Annotated in this window: 17 protein-coding genes and 2 pseudogenes; 14 read left to right on the forward strand and 5 right to left on the reverse strand. The window is 60.4% G+C overall.

The features are described 5' to 3' along the window. The first annotated feature begins 32 nt into the window (after positions 1-32). The 8 genes from betB (at position 33) to yccS (ending at position 13,147) form a co-directional block, all read left to right on the forward strand. Positions 33-1,505 carry a betaine-aldehyde dehydrogenase gene (gene betB, locus PDR5_RS26650; protein ID WP_064599979.1) on the forward strand — a complete coding sequence of 491 codons (1,473 nt, stop codon included), beginning with the start codon at positions 33-35 and terminating at the stop codon, positions 1,503-1,505. Positions 1,506-1,682: 177 nt separating this feature from the next. Further along, complete coding sequence (gene betA / locus PDR5_RS26655; RefSeq protein ID WP_064599981.1) at positions 1,683-3,386, forward strand: choline dehydrogenase; 1,704 nt, start codon at positions 1,683-1,685, stop codon at positions 3,384-3,386. A gap of 262 nt (positions 3,387-3,648) precedes the next feature. Further along, the gene (locus PDR5_RS26660; protein WP_064599983.1) at positions 3,649-5,091 is read left to right on the forward strand and encodes a TldD/PmbA family protein; all 1,443 of its coding nucleotides are present in this window, start codon (positions 3,649-3,651) and stop codon (positions 5,089-5,091) included. Further along, the gene (locus PDR5_RS26665; RefSeq protein ID WP_064599985.1) at positions 5,091-6,428 is read left to right on the forward strand and encodes a TldD/PmbA family protein; all 1,338 of its coding nucleotides are present in this window, start codon (positions 5,091-5,093) and stop codon (positions 6,426-6,428) included. The genes PDR5_RS26660 and PDR5_RS26665 overlap by 1 nt, the downstream gene beginning before the upstream one ends. A gap of 108 nt (positions 6,429-6,536) precedes the next feature. Further along, positions 6,537-7,964 carry a multidrug transporter subunit MdtD gene (gene mdtD / locus PDR5_RS26670; protein WP_039767988.1) on the forward strand — a complete coding sequence of 476 codons (1,428 nt, stop codon included), beginning with the start codon at positions 6,537-6,539 and terminating at the stop codon, positions 7,962-7,964. Positions 7,965-8,085: 121 nt separating this feature from the next. Beyond that, a complete protein-coding gene (gene dbpA, locus PDR5_RS26675) occupies positions 8,086-9,471 on the forward strand; it encodes an ATP-dependent RNA helicase DbpA (protein ID WP_007959732.1) in 1,386 nt (461 codons plus the stop codon). 151 nt (positions 9,472-9,622) lie between these two features. Next, positions 9,623-10,801 (forward strand): NAD(P)/FAD-dependent oxidoreductase, encoded by a 1,179-nt coding sequence (locus PDR5_RS26680; RefSeq protein WP_064600971.1) that lies wholly within the window; start codon positions 9,623-9,625, stop codon positions 10,799-10,801. 162 nt (positions 10,802-10,963) lie between these two features. Continuing rightward, complete coding sequence (gene yccS / locus PDR5_RS26685; protein ID WP_064599987.1) at positions 10,964-13,147, forward strand: YccS family putative transporter; 2,184 nt, start codon at positions 10,964-10,966, stop codon at positions 13,145-13,147. Positions 13,148-13,153: 6 nt separating this feature from the next. Here the strand turns inward: yccS and PDR5_RS26690 are convergent, their stop codons facing one another. Then, the gene (locus PDR5_RS26690) at positions 13,154-13,891 is read right to left on the reverse strand and encodes a substrate-binding periplasmic protein (protein ID WP_064599988.1); all 738 of its coding nucleotides are present in this window, start codon (positions 13,889-13,891) and stop codon (positions 13,154-13,156) included. Positions 13,892-14,147: 256 nt separating this feature from the next. On the opposite strand from PDR5_RS26690, the gene PDR5_RS26695 reads away from it, so the two are divergent. Then, on the forward strand, positions 14,148-14,600 hold the full coding sequence (locus PDR5_RS26695) for a GNAT family N-acetyltransferase (RefSeq protein WP_064599990.1): 453 nt from the start codon (positions 14,148-14,150) through the stop codon (positions 14,598-14,600). Positions 14,601-14,827: 227 nt separating this feature from the next. On the opposite strand, the gene PDR5_RS26700 is transcribed toward PDR5_RS26695, so the two are convergent. Genes PDR5_RS26700 through PDR5_RS26710 form a run of 3 tightly spaced genes read right to left on the reverse strand, consistent with a single transcriptional unit; the run spans position 14,828 to position 17,805 of the window. Then, positions 14,828-15,124: a winged helix-turn-helix domain-containing protein gene (locus tag PDR5_RS26700; RefSeq protein WP_007894945.1), complete on the reverse strand. Its 297-nt coding sequence runs from the start codon at positions 15,122-15,124 to the stop codon at positions 14,828-14,830. Positions 15,125-15,148: 24 nt separating this feature from the next. After that, the gene (locus PDR5_RS26705) at positions 15,149-15,640 is read right to left on the reverse strand and encodes a M48 metallopeptidase family protein (RefSeq protein ID WP_007959720.1); all 492 of its coding nucleotides are present in this window, start codon (positions 15,638-15,640) and stop codon (positions 15,149-15,151) included. A 41-nt stretch (positions 15,641-15,681) separates the two neighbouring features. Beyond that, a complete protein-coding gene (locus PDR5_RS26710) occupies positions 15,682-17,805 on the reverse strand; it encodes a putative bifunctional diguanylate cyclase/phosphodiesterase (RefSeq protein ID WP_064599992.1) in 2,124 nt (707 codons plus the stop codon). 351 nt (positions 17,806-18,156) lie between these two features. Between PDR5_RS26710 and PDR5_RS26715 the strand changes: the two genes are divergently transcribed. Further along, complete coding sequence (locus PDR5_RS26715; protein WP_011336318.1) at positions 18,157-18,825, forward strand: polysaccharide lyase family 7 protein; 669 nt, start codon at positions 18,157-18,159, stop codon at positions 18,823-18,825. A 103-nt stretch (positions 18,826-18,928) separates the two neighbouring features. Here PDR5_RS26715 and PDR5_RS26720 read toward each other — a convergent pair whose 3' ends face one another. After that, on the reverse strand, positions 18,929-19,306 hold the full coding sequence (locus tag PDR5_RS26720) for a hypothetical protein (protein ID WP_064599995.1): 378 nt from the start codon (positions 19,304-19,306) through the stop codon (positions 18,929-18,931). Between the two features lie 332 nt (positions 19,307-19,638). On the opposite strand from PDR5_RS26720, the pseudogene PDR5_RS26725 reads away from it, so the two are divergent. The 4 genes and pseudogenes from PDR5_RS26725 to PDR5_RS26735 form a co-directional block, all read left to right on the forward strand. Continuing rightward, positions 19,639-19,908 (forward strand): annotated as a pseudogene (locus tag PDR5_RS26725) (DUF6124 family protein); the annotation flags it as partial. 85 nt (positions 19,909-19,993) lie between these two features. Further along, entirely contained in the window at positions 19,994-20,434 is a 441-nt protein-coding gene (locus tag PDR5_RS26730; protein WP_064599997.1) for a hypothetical protein, read from the forward strand. Positions 20,435-20,698: 264 nt separating this feature from the next. Continuing rightward, positions 20,699-20,800: pseudogene (locus tag PDR5_RS29785) on the forward strand (polysaccharide lyase family 7 protein); the annotation flags it as partial. 366 nt (positions 20,801-21,166) lie between these two features. Then, complete coding sequence (locus PDR5_RS26735; RefSeq protein WP_064599999.1) at positions 21,167-21,529, forward strand: DUF6124 family protein; 363 nt, start codon at positions 21,167-21,169, stop codon at positions 21,527-21,529. The last annotated feature ends 154 nt before the right edge of the window (positions 21,530-21,683 follow it).

Raw genomic sequence — 21,683 nt, forward strand, 5'->3', positions numbered from 1 at the left:
ACGCCAACCACTAATGCACTTGCGAGGACACTATGGCCCGTTTCGAACTGCAAAAACTCTACATCGATGGCGCGTACTCCGACGCCGGCAGCGATGCCACCTTCGAAGCCATCAACCCGGCTAACGGTGAAGTCCTCGCACTGGTGCAACGTGCGACCAAGGAAGACGTCGAGCGTGCTGTGGTCAGCGCCGAAAAGGGCCAGAAGATCTGGGCCGCAATGACCGCCATGGAGCGTTCGCGCATCCTGCGTCGCGCCGTCGACATCCTGCGCGAGCGCAACGATGAACTGGCAGCCCTGGAAACCCTGGACACCGGTAAAGCCTTCTCCGAAACCAAGTACGTCGACATCGTCACCGGCGCCGACGTGCTGGAATACTACGCAGGCCTGGTACCCGCCATCGAAGGCGAACAGATCCCGCTGCGTGACACTTCCTTCGTTTACACCCGTCGCGAGCCGCTGGGCGTTGTCGCCGGTATCGGCGCGTGGAACTACCCGATCCAGATCGCCCTGTGGAAATCCGCGCCAGCCCTGGCGGCCGGTAACGCGATGATCTTCAAGCCAAGCGAAGTCACCTCGCTGACCACCCTGAAACTGGCCGAGATCTACACCGAAGCCGGCGTTCCGAACGGTGTGTTCAACGTACTGACCGGCAGCGGCCGTGAAGTCGGCACCTGGCTGACCGAGCACCCGCGCATCGAGAAGATCTCCTTCACCGGCGGCACCGACACTGGCAAGAAAGTCATGGCCAGCGCTTCGGCTTCGTCGCTCAAAGACGTGACCATGGAACTGGGCGGCAAGTCCCCGCTGATCATCTGCGACGACGCCGACCTGGATCGCGCCGCCGACACCGCCATGATGGCCAACTTCTACAGCTCCGGTCAGGTCTGCACCAACGGCACTCGCGTGTTTGTGCCGAGCCACCTGAAAGCCGCTTTCGAAGCCAAGATCGTCGAGCGCGTTGCGCGCATCCGCATCGGCAACCCGGAAGACGAAAACACCAACTTCGGCCCGCTGGTCAGCTTCCCGCACATGGAAAGCGTGCTGGGCTACATCGCCAAGGGTAAAGAAGAAGGCGCCCGCGTCCTGTGCGGCGGCGAACGTCTGACCGACGGCGAGTTCGCCAAAGGCGCGTTTGTGGCCCCGACCGTGTTCACCGACTGCACCGACGACATGACGATCGTCCGTGAAGAAATCTTCGGCCCGGTGATGGCGATCCTGAGCTACGAAACCGAAGAAGAAGTGATCCGCCGCGCCAACGACACCGACTTCGGCCTGGCCGCCGGCATCGTCACCCGCGACCTGAATCGCGCCCACCGCGTGATTCATCAACTGGAAGCCGGTATCTGCTGGATCAACGCCTGGGGCGAGTCCGACGCAAAAATGCCGGTTGGCGGTTACAAGCAGTCGGGCGTTGGCCGTGAGAACGGCATCAGCTCGCTGAACAACTTCACTCGCATCAAATCGGTACAGGTCGAGCTGGGCGATTACGTCTCGGTGTTCTAAGGCATCAATCGCTTCGCCTGCGAGGCCGTCATCGCCAGCAGGCTGGCTCCCACAGGTTTGGTGTCATCCACCAAGCCTGTGTCACCCCCGATTCACTGTGGGAGCGAGCCTGCTCGCGATTGAGTGCGCAGCACTCACCCAGGCCTGACCTGACCAACTTCAAAGAGGGTGCATTCAATGTCCCAAGAATTCGATTACATCATCGTCGGTGCCGGCTCTGCCGGTAACACCCTGGCGACCCGTCTGACTGAAGACGAAGGCGTCACCGTCCTGCTGCTCGAAGCCGGCGGCCCGGACTACCGTCTCGATTTCCGCACGCAGATGCCGGCCGCTCTGGCATTCCCGCTGCAAGGCCGTCGCTACAACTGGGCGTACGAAACCGATCCAGAGCCACACATGGACGGTCGCCGGATGGAATGCGGTCGCGGCAAGGGCCTCGGCGGCTCCTCGCTGATCAACGGCATGTGCTACATCCGCGGCAACGCAATGGACTACGACGGCTGGGCCAAACTGCCAGGTCTGGAAGACTGGTCGTACCTCGATTGCCTGCCGTATTTCCGCAAAGCGGAAACCCGCGACATCGGCCCGAACGACTACCACGGTGGCGACGGCCCGGTCAGCGTGACCACGCCGAAAGCGGGCAACAACCCGCTGTTCCACGCCATGGTTGAAGCCGGCGTGCAGGCCGGTTACCCGCGCACCGAAGACTTGAACGGCTACCAGCAGGAAGGCTTCGGCCCGATGGACCGCACCGTGACGCCGAACGGCCGTCGTGCTTCCACCGCCCGCGGTTACCTGGACGTGGCCAAGAAGCGTTCGACCCTGACCATCGTCACTCACGCCCTGACCGACAAGGTTCTGTTCGAAGGCAAGCGTGCGGTCGGCGTGCGTTACCTGGTCGGCGCGGCTGAAGAGCGCGTTGAAGCCCGCGCCCGCAAGGAAGTCATCGTCTGCTCCGGCGCGATCGCCTCGCCGCAACTGCTGCAACGCTCCGGCGTCGGCCCGGCGAAACTGCTGGAAAGCCTCGACATCCCGGTGGTTCACGATCTGCCGGGCGTTGGCGAAAACCTGCAGGATCACCTCGAGCTGTACCTGCAATACGCTTGCACCCAACCGGTCTCGCTGTACCCGTCGCTGCTCTGGTACAACCAGCCGGCCATCGGTGCCGAGTGGCTGTTCAACGGCACCGGCATCGGCGCCAGCAACCAGTTCGAAGCCGGCGGTTTCATCCGTACCCGTCCGGAATTCGAGTGGCCGAACATCCAGTACCACTTCCTGCCAGTGGCGATTAACTACAACGGCAGCAACGGTGTGAAAGAGCACGGCTTCCAGGCGCACATGGGTTCCATGCGTTCGCCGAGCCGCGGTCGCATCCAGGTCAAATCCAAGGATCCGCGCCAGCACCCGAGCATCCTGTTCAACTACATGGCCACCGAGCAGGACTGGCAGGAATTCCGCGACGGCATCCGCCTGACCCGTGAAATCATGCAACAGCCTGCACTGGACGCGTTCCGTGGCCGTGAAATCAGCCCGGGCATCGAAGTGCAAACCGATGAGCAGCTGGACAAGTTCATCCGCGAGCACGCCGAAACCGCGTTCCACCCGTCCTGCTCGTGCAAGATGGGCACCGACGACATGGCCGTAGTGGACGGCGAAGGCCGCGTGCATGGCATGCAGGGTCTGCGTGTGGTCGATGCGTCGATCATGCCGATCATCACCACCGGCAACCTGAACGCGCCGACGATCATGATCGCCGAGAAAATCGCCGACAAGATCCGTGGCCGCCAGCCGCTGCCGCGCAGCAAGGCGCCGTACTACGTCGCTGGCGATGCGCCGGTGAAAGGCAAGCCGATGCGTGATGTGAGTGCTGTTGCTCAGTAATTCAGCTACACCGCATCAAGGCTAATCGCGAGCAGGCTCGCTCCCACATTTGGAATGTATTTCAACTGTGGGAGCGAGCCTGCTCGCGATGAGGCCCTACTAATCACCACCTATCTCCCTGCTTCCTACAGTAAATCCCCCTACACCCCCTCTTCACTTGATCCTACACCCCACGCAGGCCTACTCTAGTCCTCGCCTGATCGCTTCATCCCTCCCCGCCGAATCCGCTCCGCCGCTGCTCCCATGACAAGGAGGTTCCCTGATGTTCGATTTCCACCCCCAGCTCAAGCAGCGCTTCGCTGCCTTGCGCACGGGCGCCGAATTTTTTTCCCTGCGGTATGTGCGCGAATCCGGGCAGTACCTGTCGGTGCGCAAGAACGTCGCCGAACCGCCGAGCCTGAGCCGCGACGAAGGCGCGATGCTGACTGTCCGGGTCAATGGCGTCGAGGCCTACGCAGCGACCAATGACCTGTCGCAACAAGGCCTGCAAGCCGCCCTCGAGCGCGCCGAGCAGCAGGCCCGGCGGCTCAAGCCCCATGCCCTGCTCGACCTGAGCCAGCAGCCGGTTTCCAGCGACCGCGCCGATTACTTTTCACCCAATCTCGAACAACCCTTCCCGTCGCTGAGCGAATGCTTCGAGCTGCTCGGCGCGGAATCCGCCTCGGTGCCAAAGGATGAGCGCCTGGTGAATTGGCAAGTGAGCATCGGCATCACCCACGTCGAACAGATCTACCTGAGCAGCGCCGGCGCCGAATTGCGCCAGGCCCAGCGCTTCGTCTACCCGGGCCTGGACGTCACCGCCTACGACGGCAACGACAGCCAGACCCGCAGCCTCGGCCGCGAGAACTTCGGCCAGCAGGGCGGCGCCGACGTAATCAGCCGCTGCGGCCTGATAGGCGCCGGCCCGCAAGTCGCCGATCAGGCGCTGCAACTGCTGCTCGCGCCGAACACTCCGCAAGGCCCGCGTGATTTGCTGCTGATGCCCGACCAGATGATGCTGCAGATCCACGAATCCATCGGCCACCCGCTGGAGCTCGACCGGATTCTCGGCGACGAGCGCAATTACGCCGGCACCAGTTTCGTCAAAGCCTCGGATTTCGGCAGCCTGCAATACGGCTCGAAACTGCTCAATGTGACGTTCGATCCGGACATTCCCGAAGAACTGGCGAGTTACGGTCACGATGACGACGGCTCCAAAGCCAGCAAACAATTCCTGATTCGCGAAGGCCTGCTGGTCCGGCCATTGGGCGGTGCCTTGTCGCAATTTCGCGCAGGTCTCGACGGCGTCGCCAACAGCCGCGCCTGCAGTTGGAACCGACCACCGATCGACCGCATGGCCAACCTCAACATCGAGCCGGGCGACCAGTCGCTGGAGCAACTGATCGGCGGCATCGAAAACGGCATCCTGATGAGCACCAACCGCTCATGGTCGATCGACGATGCGCGCAACAAATTCCAGTTCGGCTGCGAATGGGGCCAGTTGATTGAAAACGGCGAACTCAAGGGTGTGGTGAAAAACCCGAACTACCGGGGCATTTCCGCGCACTTCTGGAAGAGTCTGCGCGCCGTCGGCAACGCCGCCACCACCCAGGTGCTGGGCACGCCGAACTGCGGCAAGGGCGAACCGAACCAGGTGATCCGCGTCGGCCACGCTTCACCGGCCTGCGTGTTCAGCAATGTTGATGTGTTTGGGGGAGACGCCTGATGAGTATTTCCAAGAGCCAGTCCGAGGCGTTCAAGCTGCTGGTCAACTGGCTGCGCGATGCGGTGCGCGAGCCGGAACAGTTCACCCTGAGTTACGACGCCGAATCGTCGGCCTTCGTCCGTTTCAACCACGCCAAGGTGCGTCAGGCCGGGCAAGTTCAGCAAGCCGGTATCGGTCTGAAACTGATCGACGACGGTCGCCATGCCGATCTGCAGATCACCTTGTCCGGCGATCAGGAAGCCGACCTGCAACGCCTTGCCGAAGGCCTGCAACAGCTGCGTGAAACCCTGCCGCTGCTGCCGCAGGACCCGTACCTGCTGCTCAACCACAACGGCTGGCAGAGCAAGAATGTGCAGGAGCATCCGCTGCCGGACACCGAGCAAGTTGTCGCTGAAATCGCTCAAGCGGCCGAAGGTCTGGATCTGGTCGGTTTCTACGCTGCTGGCCCCATCAGCCGTGGCTTCGCCAGTTCTTCCGGCGCATTCGGCTGGCATCAGGCCAACAGCTTCAACTTCGACTTCAGCCTGTTCCACGAGAACGGCGAAGCGGTGAAGGCCAGCTACGCCGGACATGACTGGAACAGCGAAGACTTCGCCCGCCGCTTCCAGCAGGCCCGCGAGCAACTCGAATTTCTCGGTCGCCCGCTGCGCACCTTGCCGCCCGGCCAGTACCGCGCCTATCTGGCGCCGGCGGCGCTGGAAGAAATCATGGGCATGTTGTGCTGGGGCGGTTTCTCGGCGCAGTCGATTGCCAGCAAGAGCAGCCCGTTGCAGAAGCTGTATGCCGGCGATCAGGCGTTCAGCCCGCTGGTGTCCCTCGATGAAAAAGTCAGTGGTTCGCTAAGTCCGGCGTTTTCCGGCGAGGGTTACCCGCGCAGCGATCTGCGGCTGATCATCGAAGGCCAGGCCGGCGAGCAACTGGTCGGTTCGCGCAGCGCAGCCGAATACGGCCTCACCGCCAACGGCGCCGGCGGCGGTGAATCGCCCAGCGCGCTGAACATGGCCGCCGGCGACTTGTCCCAGGCCGAGATCCTCAAGCAGTTGGGTACCGGGTTGTATATCAGCAACCTTTGGTACCTGAACTTCTCGGACCAACCGGCGGCGCGCCTGACCGGCATGACCCGATTTGCCACGTTCTGGGTGGAAAACGGCGAGATTCAGGCGCCGGTCAGCACCATGCGTTTCGACGACAGCGCCTACAGCCTGCTGGGTTCGCAGCTGGAAGCGTTGACCGCCGAGCGTGAGTTGCTGCTGTCGGCGAGCACCTATAGCCAGCGCAGTACCTCGTCGGCGTTGTTGCCGGGGGCGCTGGTGAGCCGTTTGACCCTGACCTTGTAAAAGCATCGCGAGCAGGCTCGCTCCCACAGGTTCGCGCAGTCCATGTGGGAGCGAGCCTGCTCGCGATGAAGTCACCTCGGATTTACTGCGCTCATCACCAGAGGTTCCATGCCCAACCGCCCGCCTCTCGACGCCATCACCGCCCGCTGGTTGCCATGGGTCGTCGCCATCGCTTTCTTCATGCAGTCCCTCGACGGGACCATCCTCAACACCGCCCTGCCGGCCATGGCCCGGGACCTGGCCGAAGACCCGCTGCGCATGCAGGGCGTGATCATCGCCTACATGCTCACCGTGGCCCTGCTGATTCCGGCGTCGGGCTGGATCGCCGACCGCTTCGGCACCAAGAAGATCTTCTTCGGCGCGATCCTGCTGTTCAGCCTGGGCTCGCTGCTCTGCGCCTTGTCGAGCAGCCTGAGCATGCTGATCGGCGCGCGCGTGATCCAGGGCCTCGGTGGTGCGCTGATGCTGCCGGTCGGGCGTTTGGTGGTGCTGCGCGCCTACCCGCGTTCGGAACTGGTGCGGATCATGGGCTTCATCACCATTCCCGGCCTGCTCGGCCCGCTGATCGGCCCGACCATGGGCGGCTGGATGGTGGAATACCTGACGTGGCACTGGATCTTCCTGATCAACCTGCCGGTCGGCGTCATCGGATGCTACGCGGTGTGGAAGTTCATCCCCGACCTGCGCGGCACCGAGCGCACGCGTTTCGATAGCCTCGGTTTCCTGCTGTTCGGCGCAGCGATGGTGCTGATCACCATCGCCATGGAAGGCCTCGGCGAACTGCACCTGCCGCACCTGCGAGTCATGCTGTTGCTGTTCGGCGGCATGGCCTGTCTGGCGGCGTACTGGCTGCGCGCCGGGCACATTGAAAACCCGCTGTTCGCGCCGTCGCTGTTCAAGACCCGCACCTTCGCGGTCGGCATTCTCGGCAACCTGTTCGCCCGCCTGGGCAGCGGCGCCCTGCCGTTTCTGGTGCCGTTGCTGCTGCAAGTGGCGCTGGGTTATTCGCCGTCCCAGGCCGGGATGAGCATGCTGCCGCTGGCGGCTGCGGCGATGGTCGCCAAATGGGGCGCGCGGCCGCTGATCGAGCGCCTGGGCTATCGCATCGTGCTGACCGGCAACACCCTGTTTCTGGGGATCATGCTGGCGAGCATGGGGCTGGTCAGCGAGCAGACGCCGTACTGGCTGCTGCTGTGCCTGCTGGCGGTTCTCGGGGCGATCAACTCGCTGCAATTCACCGCGATGAACACCGTGACGCTGATCGACCTCGACGACGCCAGCGCCAGCAGCGGCAACAGTTTGCTGTCGGTGGTGGCGCAGTTGTCGCTGAGCCTTGGCGTGGCGTGTGCCGGTGCGCTGCTCGGCGGCTTTACGGCGGAGATCGGCAACGATGGCGTCGAGACCGTGTTGGGCGCTTTCCAGCTCACGTTCGTGACCGTCGGGATCATGGCGATGCTGGCGGCGACGATTTTCTCGCAGCTCTCGAAAGAGGACGGACGGCGCGCCAAGCGCCGGGAAGAACACATCGAGCATTGACCGGGGTCTGCGTGGCGAGGTTACCGGCCCTCGTCACAGGCTTTGCGTTCGTCCAGAACTTTCGAGGAAAGTGGCCAGAGGCTGCTACACTGCGCGACATTTTGTTTTGCAGGCCAGTCCCGTGACCACCATCGCCACCGCTTTTAATACTTTGCCGCTGTCCGCCGCCATGCTGGCTAACCTCGACTCCCTCGGTTATGCCCAGATGACGCCGATCCAGGCGCAAAGCTTGCCGGTGATCCTCAAGGGGATGGACCTGATCGCCCAGGCCAAGACCGGCAGCGGCAAGACCGCCGCGTTCGGCATCGGCCTGCTGAACCCGATCAATCCGCGCTACTTCGGTTGCCAGGCACTGGTGATTTGCCCGACCCGCGAGCTGGCCGACCAGGTCGCCAAGGAAATCCGTCGTCTGGCCCGTGCCGAAGACAACATCAAGGTCCTGACCCTGTGCGGCGGCGTGTCGTTCGGCCCGCAGATCGGCTCGCTGGAGCACGGCGCGCACATCATCGTCGGTACGCCGGGCCGCATCCAGCAGCACCTGCGCAAGGGTTCGCTGGTTCTCGACGGCCTCAACACGCTGATCCTCGACGAAGCCGACCGCATGCTCGACATGGGCTTCTACGACGCCATCGAAGACATCATCGAACAGACCCCGGCCCGCCGTCAGACCCTGCTGTTCTCGGCCACCTACCCGGTGGGCATCAAGCAGCTGGCGTCGAAGTTCATGCGCGATCCGCAAACGGTCAAGGCCGAAGCGTTCCACGACGACACCCAGATCGAACAGCGCTTCTACGAAATTTCCCCGGAAGAGCGCATGAGCGCGGTGACCAAGGTTTTGCACCACTTCCGGCCGGCCTCCACTGTGGCGTTCTGCTTCACCAAGCAGCAGGTGCAGGAAACCGTCGACCACCTGACCTCCAAAGGCATTTCCGCCGTCGGCCTGCACGGCGACCTGGAACAGCGCGACCGCGATCAAGTACTGGCGATGTTCGCCAACCGCAGTACTTCGGTACTGGTCGCCACTGACGTTGCCGCCCGTGGTCTGGACATCGATGCACTGGACATGGTGATCAACGTCGAACTGGCCCGCGACTCGGAAATCCACATTCACCGCGTCGGCCGTACCGGTCGTGCCGGCGAGAAAGGCATCGCGGTCAGCCTGGTGGCGCCGTCCGAAGCGCACCGCGCGCAAGCCATCGAACAATTGCAGAAAACCCCGCTGAACTGGGATCAGGTGGATAACCTCAAGTCCCAGGGCGGTGCCCCGCTGCAACCGCCGATGAGCACGCTGTGCATCGCTGGCGGCCGGAAAGACAAGGTACGTCCGGGCGACATTCTTGGCGCACTGACCGGTGAGGCCGGGATTCCGGGCGCCCAGGTCGGCAAGATCGCGATCTTCGACTTCCAGTCCTATGTAGCCGTTGAACGCACCGTGGTCATGCAGGCGCTGCAGCGTTTGAACAACGGCAAGATCAAGGGTCGTTCGCTGCGCGTTCGCGTTTTGTAAGCGATCTACCATCCAAAGTAGATCCTTGTGGGAGCGGGCTTGCTCGCGAAAGCGGTCACTCAGGCGACATATGTGTCAACTGACACACCGCCTTCGCGAGCAAGCCCGCTCCCACAGTTTGTTTTGTGGTGAACAACGTGAGGACACCGTTTTGCGCTCTACCGAAGTCGTGATCATTGGCGCTGGCGCCGCAGGGTTGATGTGTGCACTGACCGCCGCCGGGCGCGGGCGTCAGGTGTTGCTGCTCGACCACGCAAACAAGGCCGGCAAGAAAATCCTGATGTCCGGCGGTGGACGCTGCAACTTCACCAACATGTACACCGAACCGAGCAATTTCCTCTCGCAGAATGCGCACTTCTGCAAATCCGCGCTGGCCCGCTACACCCAGTGGGATTTCATCGGCATGGTCGCCAAGCACGGCGTGCCGTACCACGAGAAAAAACTCGGCCAACTGTTCTGCGATAACAAATCCAGCGACATCCTCGGCATGCTGCTGGACGAGTGCGATCAGGTCGGCGTCAACCTGCACCTCGACACCTCGATCCAGACCATCGAGAAAATCGAGGGCGGTTACTTGCTCGACACCACCCTCGGCCAGATCCAGTGCCAGTCGCTGGTGATCGCCACCGGCGGGCTGTCGATCCCGACGCTGGGCGCGACCGGTTTCGGTTATCAAGTCGCCAAGCAATTCGGCCACGACCTGCTGCCGACCCGCGCCGGTCTGGTGCCGTTCACCATCACCGATCAGCTCAAGGACTTGTGCACCGAACTGTCCGGCACCTCGGTGGATTGCCTGGTCAGCTGCAACGACCAGAGTTTTCGCGAGAACATCCTGTTCACTCACCGCGGCCTCAGCGGCCCGGCGATTCTGCAGATTTCCTCGTTCTGGGAGCCGGGCGACACGGTCGAAATCAACCTGCTGCCCGATCATGACGCCGCAAGCTGGCTGCAACAGCAGACCGCCGAGCGCCCGAACAGCGAACTGAAAACCCTGCTCGGCGAGATCTTCACCAAGAAGATGGCCAACCTGCTGGCGGACAACTGGTTCGTCTCCAAACCGATGAAGCAGTACACCCACGCCGAATTGGCGGAGATCGCCGAGAAGCTCGGCAGCTGGAAAGTCGTCCCGGCCGGCACCGAGGGCTACCGCACCGCCGAAGTGACGCTGGGCGGCGTCGACACCCGAGAAGTCTCGTCCAAGACCATGGAATCGCTGAAAAGCCCGGGCCTCTACTTCGTCGGCGAAGTGCTGGACGTCACCGGGCATCTGGGCGGGTTCAACTTCCAGTGGGCCTGGGCATCGGGTTACGCCGCCGCGCAGTACGTCTGACCCAAAGCCATACACAAAACCCTGTGGGAGCAAGCCCGCTCCCACAGTGGTGTGTGGTGCATGAAAGGAACACTTTTTGCTGTCAGATGTGATCGGCGCCATTGCGTCGGCGTCATTACTGGCTCAATTTAGCGGCATCGCCTCGGAAGGCCTTCGCACTTCATGTCCTCGACCTCGTTTCGTCAGTCTTTGCGGCGCCTGTGGGCGCTGGATAAATTCAGCTACAGCGTGCGGGTATTCATCGCCCTGACCGGCAGCATGGCGCTGTGCTGGTATCAGGATGAAATGGGGCTGCTGATCCCGCTGTTCCTCGGGATTATCGCCAGCGCCCTGGCCGAGACCGACGACAGTTGGCAGGGCCGCCTCAACGCACTGGCGGTGACGCTGGTGTGTTTCAGTGTCGCGGCGCTGTCCGTGGAATTGCTGTTCCCCTACCCCATCGTGTTCGTCATCGCGTTGGCACTGGCCAGTTTCAGCCTGACCATGCTCGGCGCGCTCGGCGAACGTTACGGGGCGATTGCTTCGGCGACCCTGATTCTTTCCGTCTACACCATGATCGGCGTGGATCAGCGCGGCGGCGCGGTCACGGATTTCTGGCATGAGCCGATGCTGCTGGTGGCGGGTGCCGCGTGGTACGGCCTGCTGTCGGTGCTGTGGCAGGCGATGTTTTCCAATCAGCCGGTGCAGCAGAGTCTGGCGCGGCTGTTCCGCGAACTCGGCTATTACCTGAAGCTGAAATCCTCGCTGTTCGAGCCGATCCGTCAGATGGACGTCGAAGCACGGCGACTGGAGCTGGCCCAGCAGAATGGCCGGGTCGTCGCAGCCCTGAACAGCGCCAAGGAAATCATCCTGCACCGGGTCGGCAACGGTCGTCCGGGCTCGAAAGTCAGCCGTTACTTGAAGCTGTACTTCCTGGCGCAGGACATTCACGAACGCGCCAGTTCTTCGCACTACCCGTACAACGCCCTGGCCGATGCGTTCTTCCACAGCGACGTGCTGTTCCGCTGCCAGCGCCTGCTGCGCCAGCAAGGCAAGGCCTGTCGGGCGCTGGCCGAATCGATCCAGATGCGCCAGCCGTTCACCTACGACTCGAGTTTCGCCGAAGCCCTGAGCGACCTGCACGCCTCCCTCGAACACCTGCGCATCCAGAGCAACCCGGCCTGGCGTGGCCTGCTGCGTTCACTGCGGGCACTGGCGGCCAACCTCGGCACCCTCGACCGTTTGCTCAGCGACGCCAGCAACCCCGATGCCCTGGCAGATGCCACCGACAGCAGTCTGCTTGACCGCTCGCCGCGCAACTTCAAGGACGTGTGGATTCGTCTGCGCACGCAGCTGACGCCGACCTCGCTGCTGTTCCGCCATGCCCTGCGCTTGCCGCTGGCGTTGAGCATCGGCTACGGCATGGTGCACCTGATACACCCGTCGCAAGGCTACTGGATCATCCTCACCACGCTGTTCGTCTGCCAGCCGAACTACGGCGCCACCCGGCGCAAACTCGGCCAGCGGATTTTCGGCACGGCGATCGGCCTGACGATTGCCTGGGCGCTGTTCGATCTGTTCCCAAGCCCGCTGGTGCAGTCGTGCTTCGCCATCGCCGCCGGCGTGGTGTTCTTTACCAACCGCACCACCCGCTACACCGTGGCGACCGCCGCGATCACGATCATGGTGCTGTTCTGCTTCAACCAGGTGGGCGACGGTTACGGGCTGTTCGTGCCGAGACTGTTCGATACCTTGCTCGGCAGCCTGATTGCGGGGCTTGCGGTATTCCTGTTCCTGCCGGACTGGCAAGGTCGGCGCCTGAACAAAGTGCTGGCCAACACCCTCACCTGCAACAGCATCTACCTGCGCCAGATCATGCAGCAATACGCCGCCGGCAAGAGCGACGACCTCGCCTATCGCCTGGCCCGGCGCAACGCGCACAACGCCGACGCCGCACTATCAACAACGCTGGCGAACATGCTGATGGAGCCGGGGCATTTCCGGAAGGAAGCCGATGTCGGCTTCCGCTTCCTGGTGCTGTCGCACACCTTGCTCAGCTATCTGTCAGGCCTCGGCGCGCACCGTGAAACCCAGTTGCCGGCCGAGGTGCGCGAACATTTGATCGACGGCGCCGGGGTGAGTCTGGCGTCGAGCATCGATGAGATCGCCCAGGGTCTGGCGAGCAAACAGCCGATTGCCATTCAAAGTGATGAGGAAGAAGCGCTGGCCAATGAACTTGAGCAGATGCCGGACGAAATCGACGAAGGCCAGCGGCTGGTGCAGACGCAACTGGCGCTAATCTGCCGCCAGCTCGGGCCGTTGCGCACGCTGGCGGCGCATCTGATCAAGGACACAGCCGAGGATTGAGCCGCCTCACATTCCGTGCTGCCTGAGCAGCTTTTCATAGCTGCCATCGGCCTTCATCGATGCAATCGCCTTGTCGAACCCGGCCACGATCTGTTCGTGCTGCGGGTTCTTCAGGCTGACCAGAATATGCAGGCTGTTCTCGCTCAGCGGCTTGGGCAGAAACTCCACCGCGTTACGTACCTTCTGTGATTCCCGGGCCAGGTAATAGCGGGCCACGTATTCGTCTTCCAGGGTCAGCTTTACCCGGTCCGCCGCGAGCATGCGCACGGCCATGGCGAAGTTATGCACAGGGACTTTCTGCAACGCGGTGTCGGCATCGAACGGCGCCGAATAGGCGTAGCCGCGCACTACCGCAACCGGATAGGTGTGCAGCTCCTGCAGGTTGTTGTATTCGATGGGCGCGTCTTTGCGCTTGAGGAAGCGCACGCGATTGAGCAGGTACTCGGCGGAAAACTGCCCGATCTTCGTGCGCTCGTCGTTGTACCAGGCGTTGACCAGCACGTCGTAACGTCCTTCGCCAACACCCAGCAACGCCCGCGCCCACGGCACCTGCTCATAACCGCTGGCATAACCGGCACGGGCCAGGGCCGTGCTGACGATGTCGGTCGCCAGCCCACCGTTGACCAGCGTGTCATCGGTAAAGGGCGGCCAGACGTCGAACACCAGACGCAATTTCTCCGCTGCCGCGCTTTGACCCAGCAACAGCAATCCGATCAAAGCAAAGGCTCGATGCAATCGCGGCATGCTTGAAAATCCTTAGCGGGCGGGCTGCCCGGCGTGTTTTCAGTCAAAACCCCAAGGCCCCTTACCGGCGAATCCCAGGCCCTAACCTTAGCTCATTGAAGCCATTGCACAGTGCTTCCCAGCAGATTACACAAAGTACGGCGAGCCGCGATATTGGAATGATGGCATTTTGGCCTTTGTCACAGATTTCTCAGCCATACAGACATATTTCGGCGGGGCGCTTAGTATCGGGCGACGTTGTTCAAGGAATCGGAAGATGACAATCGAGTGGGTCTGCAAACATCACAGCGATCTGGGACTGGAGCAGCTGTACGCCATTTTGAAATTGCGCTCGGAAGTGTTCGTGGTCGAACAGCGCTGCGCGTACCTGGATCCGGACGGTCAGGATCTGGACGGTGACACCTGCCATCTGATGGGCTGGGACGATGATCAACTGGTGGCGTACCTGCGCCTGCTGGACCCGGAATCCCAGGGTGGCGACGTGGTGATCGGCCGCGTGCTGACCGCGCCGGCCGGGCGTGGCAAAGGGTTGGGGCATGAAATGATGGAACAGGCGCTGAAACAGGCGCAGAAGCGTTGGCCTGAAGTGCCGATCTATCTGTCGGCCCAAGCGCATTTGCAGGGGTATTACGGGCGGTACGGGTTTGTGGTGGCCGGTGAGGAATATCTTGAGGATGACATTCCACACATAGGTATGCGGCGGTCCTGAAAAAGCCCCCTCACCCTAACCCTCTCCCGGAGGGAGAGGGGACTGATTGGGGAATATTCAGGAGATACAACGACCTGAACGAGCGTTGTTGAATCCATATTCGCCACACTTGATCAGGTCGATGTATGACGCAAGACACCTCGGTCAGCCCCCCCCTCTCCCTCCGGGCGGTCCGACGTTTCGGGAGGGCTGGGGTGAGGGCAACAATCCAGAGGCGAACACCCAACTCAGGGATATTCCAAAACCGCTTTTATCTGCCGCAAATTCCGCTCGATCCACCCCCGATCAATCGCCCCCCACTCCCGAATCCGGTAGCGCCCCGCATGATTGCGCGCGCCCTCTTCCTGTTCGAACTCACAGACGATATCCAGATCCGCCAGCGCCGCAATCGTGTCCTGCGCCGTACGCCGGGGCATGCCGGTGACCTCGGTCAACGCCGGCACGCTGCTGGCCAGGCCGCTGTCGATCAGGTACGCCACGTACAAGCGCCGGTAGAAACTGCTCTTGGTCTTGCTTACGTCCATGCATGCGCTCCGTTGTTTGATGTCTTATTGCATGTCCCGCCAGGTCAGATACACCCGCAGGTCGAACTCGACCTGGTGGTAGCCCGGCAGCATGTGCTCACATAACTTATAGAACGCCTTGTTGTGATCCGACTCCTTGAAGTGCGCCAGCTCGTGCACGACGATCATCTTCAAAAACTCCGGCGCGGCGTCCTTGAACAGCGAGGCGATGCGAATCTCTTTCTTGGCCTTGAGCTTGCCGCCCTGCACCCGCGACACCGTGGTGTGCAGGCCGAGGGCGCGATGAGTCAGATCGAGGCGGTTGTCGAACAGCACCTTGTCGATGGCCGGGGCGTTGCGCAGGTATTCCTGCTTCAAGTCCAGCGCGTAGCCGTACAGCGCCTTGTCGCTCTGCACATCGTGGCGGCCCGGGTAGCGTTGGCTCAGGTAATCACCGAGGCGGTTGTCGGCGATCAATTGGCGCACCTGATCCTGCAGATTCGCGGGATAGGCCTGGAGGTATTTCAACGCAGTCATGGGGCAGCACGGGTCATGAAAAGGCCGCCAGTGTAGCGAATTCAACCGGCCAACGCGCTCCAGTCGAACGGCTCGGTAAAGCGTGCGGTGTCCTCGGCGACCAACGGCCGCGCCACCAGAAAGCCTTGCACGTACTGACAACCATGGGCTTGCAGCCACTGGTATTGCTCGACGGTTTCCACGCCTTCGGCAATCACCAGCAAGCCGTATTCCTTGCACAGGTCGATGACCGTGCGCACCAGTGAAGCGTCGCGGGACGAGTCCGGCAATCGGGCGATCAGGTGGCGATCGAGCTTGAGAGTGTCCAGTTCCAGATCGCGCAGATGCGCCAGCGAGCAGGCTCCGGAACCGAAATCATCCAGCGCCACCCGCACCCCGAGATTGCGCAGCAGCTTCAGCTGCTTGCGGGTCTCGTCCGGGTTGACCGTCAGCGCCTCTTCGGTGACTTCCACTTCCATCTGGTGCGGCTGCAAACCATGGCGCTCCAGCACCTGGCGCAATTCAGTCACCAGATTCGGCAGGCCGAACTGAGTGTTGCTCAGGCTCACGCCGATCACCAGATCCTTGGAGAACTCGGCCTCCCACGCCTTACGCTGCCCGGCGCTGCGATGATAGATCCAGCTGCCGAGGCGACTGATCAACGTCGCCTCTTCCAGCAACGGCAGGAACAGCCCCGGCGGTACGTCGCCGACGCTCGGATGCTGCCAGCGCAGCAACGCCTCGAAACCACGAACGCGACCATCGCCAATGGCCACCTGCGGCTGATACACCAGATTGAAATCGCGGTTCTCGATGGCATTACGCACGCTTTCTTCCAGCATCAGCCGTGAGCGCGCGCGGCCGTTCATTTCATGATCGTAGAAGCGATATTGCTGACGCCCGGCACGCTTGGCCTCGTACATGGCGATGTCCGAGGCGCGCAGCAAACCGTCGAGATTGTTGCCGCAATCCGGGTAAGTGGCGATGCCGATACTCGCACCCAGCGCAATATCCAGCCCTTCAATCTGCTGACAGATCGACACCCGCTCGATGAGCTTCTCGGCGATCTTCGCCGCTTGCTCGGGGAATTCCAGATCCAGCAGCGCGGTGAACTCGTCACCGCCCATTCGCGCCAGAATGTCGAACGGCCGCAGGCAGGCTTTCAATTGTTCGGAGACCCAGCGCAACACCCGGTCCCCGGCATCATGGCCGAGGGAATCGTTGACCCTTTTGAAGCCGTCGAGATCGAGGTACATCAACACCCAACTGCTGTCCGTGCGCTCGCCGCGCAACAGCAGGTTTTCCACAGTCTGGTAAAAACCCCGGCGATTGAGCAGCCCGGTCAGCGGGTCGGTGACCGCCTGAAATTCCAGCTGTTGATGCAGATGACGCACCACCGACATGTCCAGCACCGTCACCACCATCGCGTGCTGTTCACTCGGCAGCGGCGCACAGGACAAGGCCACCGGCACCTGCTGCCCCGGCGCGGTGCGCAGCGACGCGTCGTGTAGACGCAGGGTCTCGCCACGTTTGTAACCGGCGTAAAACTCGGAATCGGCCCACAGCGGAATATGCGGTTTCTGCAGGTAATCGAGAAATTCCTGCCCTTCCAGCTCCTTCACCGGCGCATTGAGCAGCCGGGAAATCGCCGGGTTGGCGAAGCGGATCAAGCCATCCTCGCCCAACACCAGAATCCCTTCGGCGGCGTTATCCAGCACCGAGGCATTGAAGGCCCGCGCCGATTCCAGATCCTGACTCAAGCGCTGCAAGGCCCGGCGATTGCGCTGGTGTTCCAGCAGCGCCTGGACTTTGGGTTTGAGAATCTGCGGATCGAAGGGTTTGAACAGGTAATCCACCGCACCGCTGGCGTAACCCTTGATCACGGCGTCCTGGGACTGCTCGTTGGCGGTGAGGAAAATGATCGGGGTCAGGCGCGTGCGCTGACTGCCGCGCATCAGCCGCGCGACTTCGAAACCGTCCATGCCCGGCATCTGCACATCCAGCAGCACCAGGTCGATGTCGTGTTCGAGCAACAGGTTGAGCGCTTCGTAACCGGAAGCGGCGGTCAATACCTGCCAGTCCTGGCGCTGCAGCAACGCGCGCATGCTGATCAGGTTTTCAGGGTAATCATCGACGATCAAAAGGACTGAGCTGCCTTCACCTGGCTGGGGTTGCGCGCATTCCATGCTGCTTCTCTTGTCGGGACAACTCGTGTCGGGGCATCTCGGGTCAGTGTTCCGGGCGGCTTCTCGTGAAAACCGTACAGTCACCGAGTCTTCACTCTAGTCCGGGATCTGTAAAAGCAATAGCTGTCATCCAGCCATCATTTAAACAAACCAGCAGGCAGCCGACTAACGGTCACCGCTGAAGCCCCCGAAAACCGGGAAAGGTGGCATTTCGACAGGATGTTGACGCCAATCATCTGCCGGACGGCCATTAACAAAAAATCCCTCTACGCTTATAAAGGCCGCCCCCAAGAGGCGCGGGCTAGAGCTTCTGGCACGCGCGTGCAAGAGAAATAGAGTGGAAGAACCGACATGATCGACCTCGCAACCTGGAACCTCAGCGTTCCCGTTGGCAGCCCGCCCTACACCGTCGAAACCTCCAAACTGGTGAACGGCTTCAAGGATCAGTACTTCCATTCCGACACCGGCACCTTGTTCTTCTGGTCCCCGGTGACCGGCTCGAAAACCGAAAACGCCATCTACCCGCGCACCGAACTGCGCGAAACCTACAGCAACGGAACATTGCGCAACTGGTATTACCCCGACGCCGACAACCTGCTGCGCGCGACCCTGTCGGTCAACAAGGTGCCAAGCTCGGGCAAGATCGTCATCGGCCAGATCCACGCCTACGAAAGCCAGAAGCCGATGCTCAAGCTTGAGTACCAATACAAAGAAAAAACCGAGACCGGCAACCTGGTGATCAAACTGCGCACCCATCCGGATCAGGACGAAAGCCGCGTTATCACCCTCGCCACCGGGATCAAACTCAATCGCGAGTTCAACTACCTCATTCATCTGAGCCCCGGCGGTGCACTGGGCGTGAGTGCGGCCGGGTATCAGTGGGATTCGCAGATCAGCGCGACGTGGCGCAACAAACCGCTGTACTTCAAGGCGGGCGTGTATGTGCAGGACAACACCGGGTACACCAGCGAGGGTGGGCAGGTGACGTTCAGCAAGTTGGATATCGATCATGACAAATAACAGGACACTGACCTGAGCATCAATTATCGATGACATAGAATAAAAAACGGCAGACTTTCGAAAGTCTGCCGCATGAAACTGATATCGCACCGATGATGAAAAATTAATTATTTTTAAAGTCAAACATCGCAATCAAAGAAAATGCCTTTTCTTCCGCACAAAAGATCACCCCTTTCGGATAATCTCCGCCTCGTTCCAAACAAACAAAGCCCTTGGCCCTCCTGGAATTATCAATCCCGTCCAACTCCAGATGCACGCCGGCAACTGATCCAGGGCCTCCCAGTTCGTGCGGCACATTAAGCTGAAGGTTTTTGTAGAATGTGGAACCAACATAAAACTCATTACTGCCTAGATACTGGAAAAATTTAAAATGGAAATTTTCGCCAGAGTGTTGCAAAAACTCTCTTCCACGAATTGAGACGGTAAAGTGCTCCCCCCCCGGGAATCGCCAGAAACATTTGAACATCGCCAACACCAACACTAGTGACTCCTTTGTCCTTTTGCATTTTTTCCATCCTGAAAGATAATTGAGCCCTAACAATAATTCGCTAACGAACTCTCCACACCTGTAACATCTGACAGTTTTTTATATTTCAAAAGTATAGACAGAGCAGTTTTTACAACTAAACAAACAAATCCTAGTCATTTATCCAGTTAAAAGCTGGATAGTGGGTTGAACGCTCTCAAATTCGGAATGACATCAGCGCACTGATTGCGTACTGCAGATCCATCGGCATCAACAGCACGCTTCTCGAAGCCATCGTAAAGCGCAATAGAGAGCTACGTCTGGGGCCTTGACTCTATCGAGTGTGCAAAGCCGCCGAACGCGCCCTCGACCACTACCTCTGCTCCGGCGCCCGCATCATGGCCACGGTCAACGAACCCGACTGCATGTACTTCGCCAACCCCGCCTACAACACCGAATCCCTGCTGGCCAACGCCAGCGAAACCCTCGGCTCCGCCAGCGAAATGCACAACAACTTCGCCGCCTCCCTCACCCCCGCCGACCGCAAAACCGCGATTGGCATTGCGCAACCTGACATCATGAACAATTTACGGACTTGGTTGAACTGTCAGTTATGACAGTTGACCTACAAATTACTACAGCGATACTGAAAGCCCTCTTGGCAGGGCCATCGTAAAAATATCAAAAACTGGAGATACCGATATGAGCACCACAAATTTCAATGCCATTCTAACTACTGGCAGTGCCGACGTTGTCGTTTCGGTCAACGGCCCTTTCAAAGCTGACAATCTATTAATATTTGAGCAACACGACGAAAGCATTAAACTACTTTTCACGAATAATGGGACAACTAACGGTGACCTGGGAGTTTCTTTTACAATCCCAAAAAGAAATGGAAGATATTCGGGCCAGGTCGATCTCATCGGGTATACCGCTTACGCGGCCTATCTTTATAGAATGGGATCCGCAACAGGATTTCTTGATTCAATAGAAGGGCATTACGATGTGGAACATAACCCGGCGAACCAGGAATTAACCGGCAGATTTTATTTCATCGTATGGAACAATCAAGGTTACAAAGCCCCGATTGATGTAACTTTTACAGCTAAAGGCTATTCCCAACAATCCGCCCCAGCTATTTGACTGTCTACTCAGGTGGTGAGACCCGAGAGCTGACCCTGCCAAGTAATACCTACCGCCCAGATACGTTGATCCTCACCCCTACCTCCTTCACCGTTGCCCAACCTTAAACGTCAGCCGCTTAAAGACACTTCGCGTTACTTCATCCAGCCGTAAACTTGTGCCATTGCCTACCAGCACGCCAGACTCCACCGGTTTGGAGAACCAAAGAGAACCAGAGGCAACCGAAGGGGACGGAACCAAAGGCAACAGATTTATTTATCAGCTCTGTATTTCAAGGCGGCCGTGTATATGCAGGACAACACTGGGTACACCAGTGAGGGTGGGCAGGTGACGTTCAGCAAGCTGGATATCGATCACGATAGATAGCGGCGGCGCGCACGTTTAAGGCCGCTGTTTAAAAGCTGTGCGCGTAACGTCCCGAAGCCTACAACGGCTTGCGTCACGGCCTACCGGTACGCCAGAATCCGCCGGCTTGTGCGCCTGGAGGGCCATCGGTAACTTGATTCGGGTCACTGATTCGCAGTGATCGGGTTTAGTAGCCCGTGGTGTTTTCAGCTACGTGCAACGCGCTATCCATCAGACGTTCCCGTTTGATTGTGATGGCGGCTGTGTGCAGGGCGCTTCGGCGCGCCGGTCAATGCTGAATACTCCCCGGTCTACTAACCTGCGCACAGCTGCCACCCTTCTTTTAGTAGGGAAGGACCGGCAGCTCCTTACAGGAGTTTTCAGCATATGTTCAAAATTACACCGAATCCGCCAGAAACCGATCTGGCCTCCCCCTACGATCCCCTCGACCCCACCAAACTCAACGAAGCAGCCGAACGCGCCCTCGACCACTACCTCTGCCCCGGCGCCCGCATCATGGCCACGGTCAACGAACCCGACCGCATGTACTTCGCCAACCCCGCCTACAACACCGAATCCCTGCTGGCCAACGCCAGCGAAACCCTCGGCTCCGCCAGCGAAATGCTCAACAACTTCGCCGCCACCCTACCCCCCGCCGACCGCAAAACCGCGATAGGCATAGCGCAACTGGTGATGCTTGGGGAATTGGCGGTGAATCAGGCGCTGGATCATGTTGAGCTGACGCCGTAACCGGGAACCGGCTACACAAGGAAACCGCCTCTCGGCGGTTTTCTTTCAAATCTGAAGTCACTAGCTTTTGCTGCGTTTTCTCCACTCGAAATAAAAACCTGCTTTCTAATTCTCAATAAATCATCTCACCTGTAAAAACTGACAGTTGGCAATC

The sequence above is a fragment of the Pseudomonas sp. DR 5-09 genome, from assembly GCF_001655595.1.
GTDB lineage: Bacteria > Pseudomonadota > Gammaproteobacteria > Pseudomonadales > Pseudomonadaceae > Aquipseudomonas > Aquipseudomonas pharyngis.

Excerpts from the sequence above, each read along its gene's own strand:
- betB (WP_064599979.1), top strand. The coding sequence starts at position 33 with ATGGCCCGTTTCGAACTGCAAAAACTCTACATCGATGGCGCGTACTCC.
- PDR5_RS26710 (WP_064599992.1), bottom strand. The coding sequence starts at position 17,805 with ATGGAATGCGCGCAACCCCAGCCAGGTGAAGGCAGCTCAGTCCTTTTG.
- PDR5_RS26700 (WP_007894945.1), bottom strand. The coding sequence starts at position 15,124 with ATGGACGTAAGCAAGACCAAGAGCAGTTTCTACCGGCGCTTGTACGTG.
- PDR5_RS26690 (WP_064599988.1), bottom strand. The coding sequence starts at position 13,891 with ATGCCGCGATTGCATCGAGCCTTTGCTTTGATCGGATTGCTGTTGCTG.
- PDR5_RS26665 (WP_064599985.1), top strand. The coding sequence starts at position 5,091 with ATGAGTATTTCCAAGAGCCAGTCCGAGGCGTTCAAGCTGCTGGTCAAC.
- PDR5_RS26730 (WP_064599997.1), top strand. The coding sequence starts at position 19,994 with ATGAGCACCACAAATTTCAATGCCATTCTAACTACTGGCAGTGCCGAC.
- PDR5_RS26660 (WP_064599983.1), top strand. The coding sequence starts at position 3,649 with ATGTTCGATTTCCACCCCCAGCTCAAGCAGCGCTTCGCTGCCTTGCGC.
- betA (WP_064599981.1), top strand. The coding sequence starts at position 1,683 with ATGTCCCAAGAATTCGATTACATCATCGTCGGTGCCGGCTCTGCCGGT.
- PDR5_RS26705 (WP_007959720.1), bottom strand. The coding sequence starts at position 15,640 with ATGACTGCGTTGAAATACCTCCAGGCCTATCCCGCGAATCTGCAGGAT.
- yccS (WP_064599987.1), top strand. The coding sequence starts at position 10,964 with ATGTCCTCGACCTCGTTTCGTCAGTCTTTGCGGCGCCTGTGGGCGCTG.
- PDR5_RS26715 (WP_011336318.1), top strand. The coding sequence starts at position 18,157 with ATGATCGACCTCGCAACCTGGAACCTCAGCGTTCCCGTTGGCAGCCCG.
- PDR5_RS26735 (WP_064599999.1), top strand. The coding sequence starts at position 21,167 with ATGTTCAAAATTACACCGAATCCGCCAGAAACCGATCTGGCCTCCCCC.
- mdtD (WP_039767988.1), top strand. The coding sequence starts at position 6,537 with ATGCCCAACCGCCCGCCTCTCGACGCCATCACCGCCCGCTGGTTGCCA.
- PDR5_RS26695 (WP_064599990.1), top strand. The coding sequence starts at position 14,148 with ATGACAATCGAGTGGGTCTGCAAACATCACAGCGATCTGGGACTGGAG.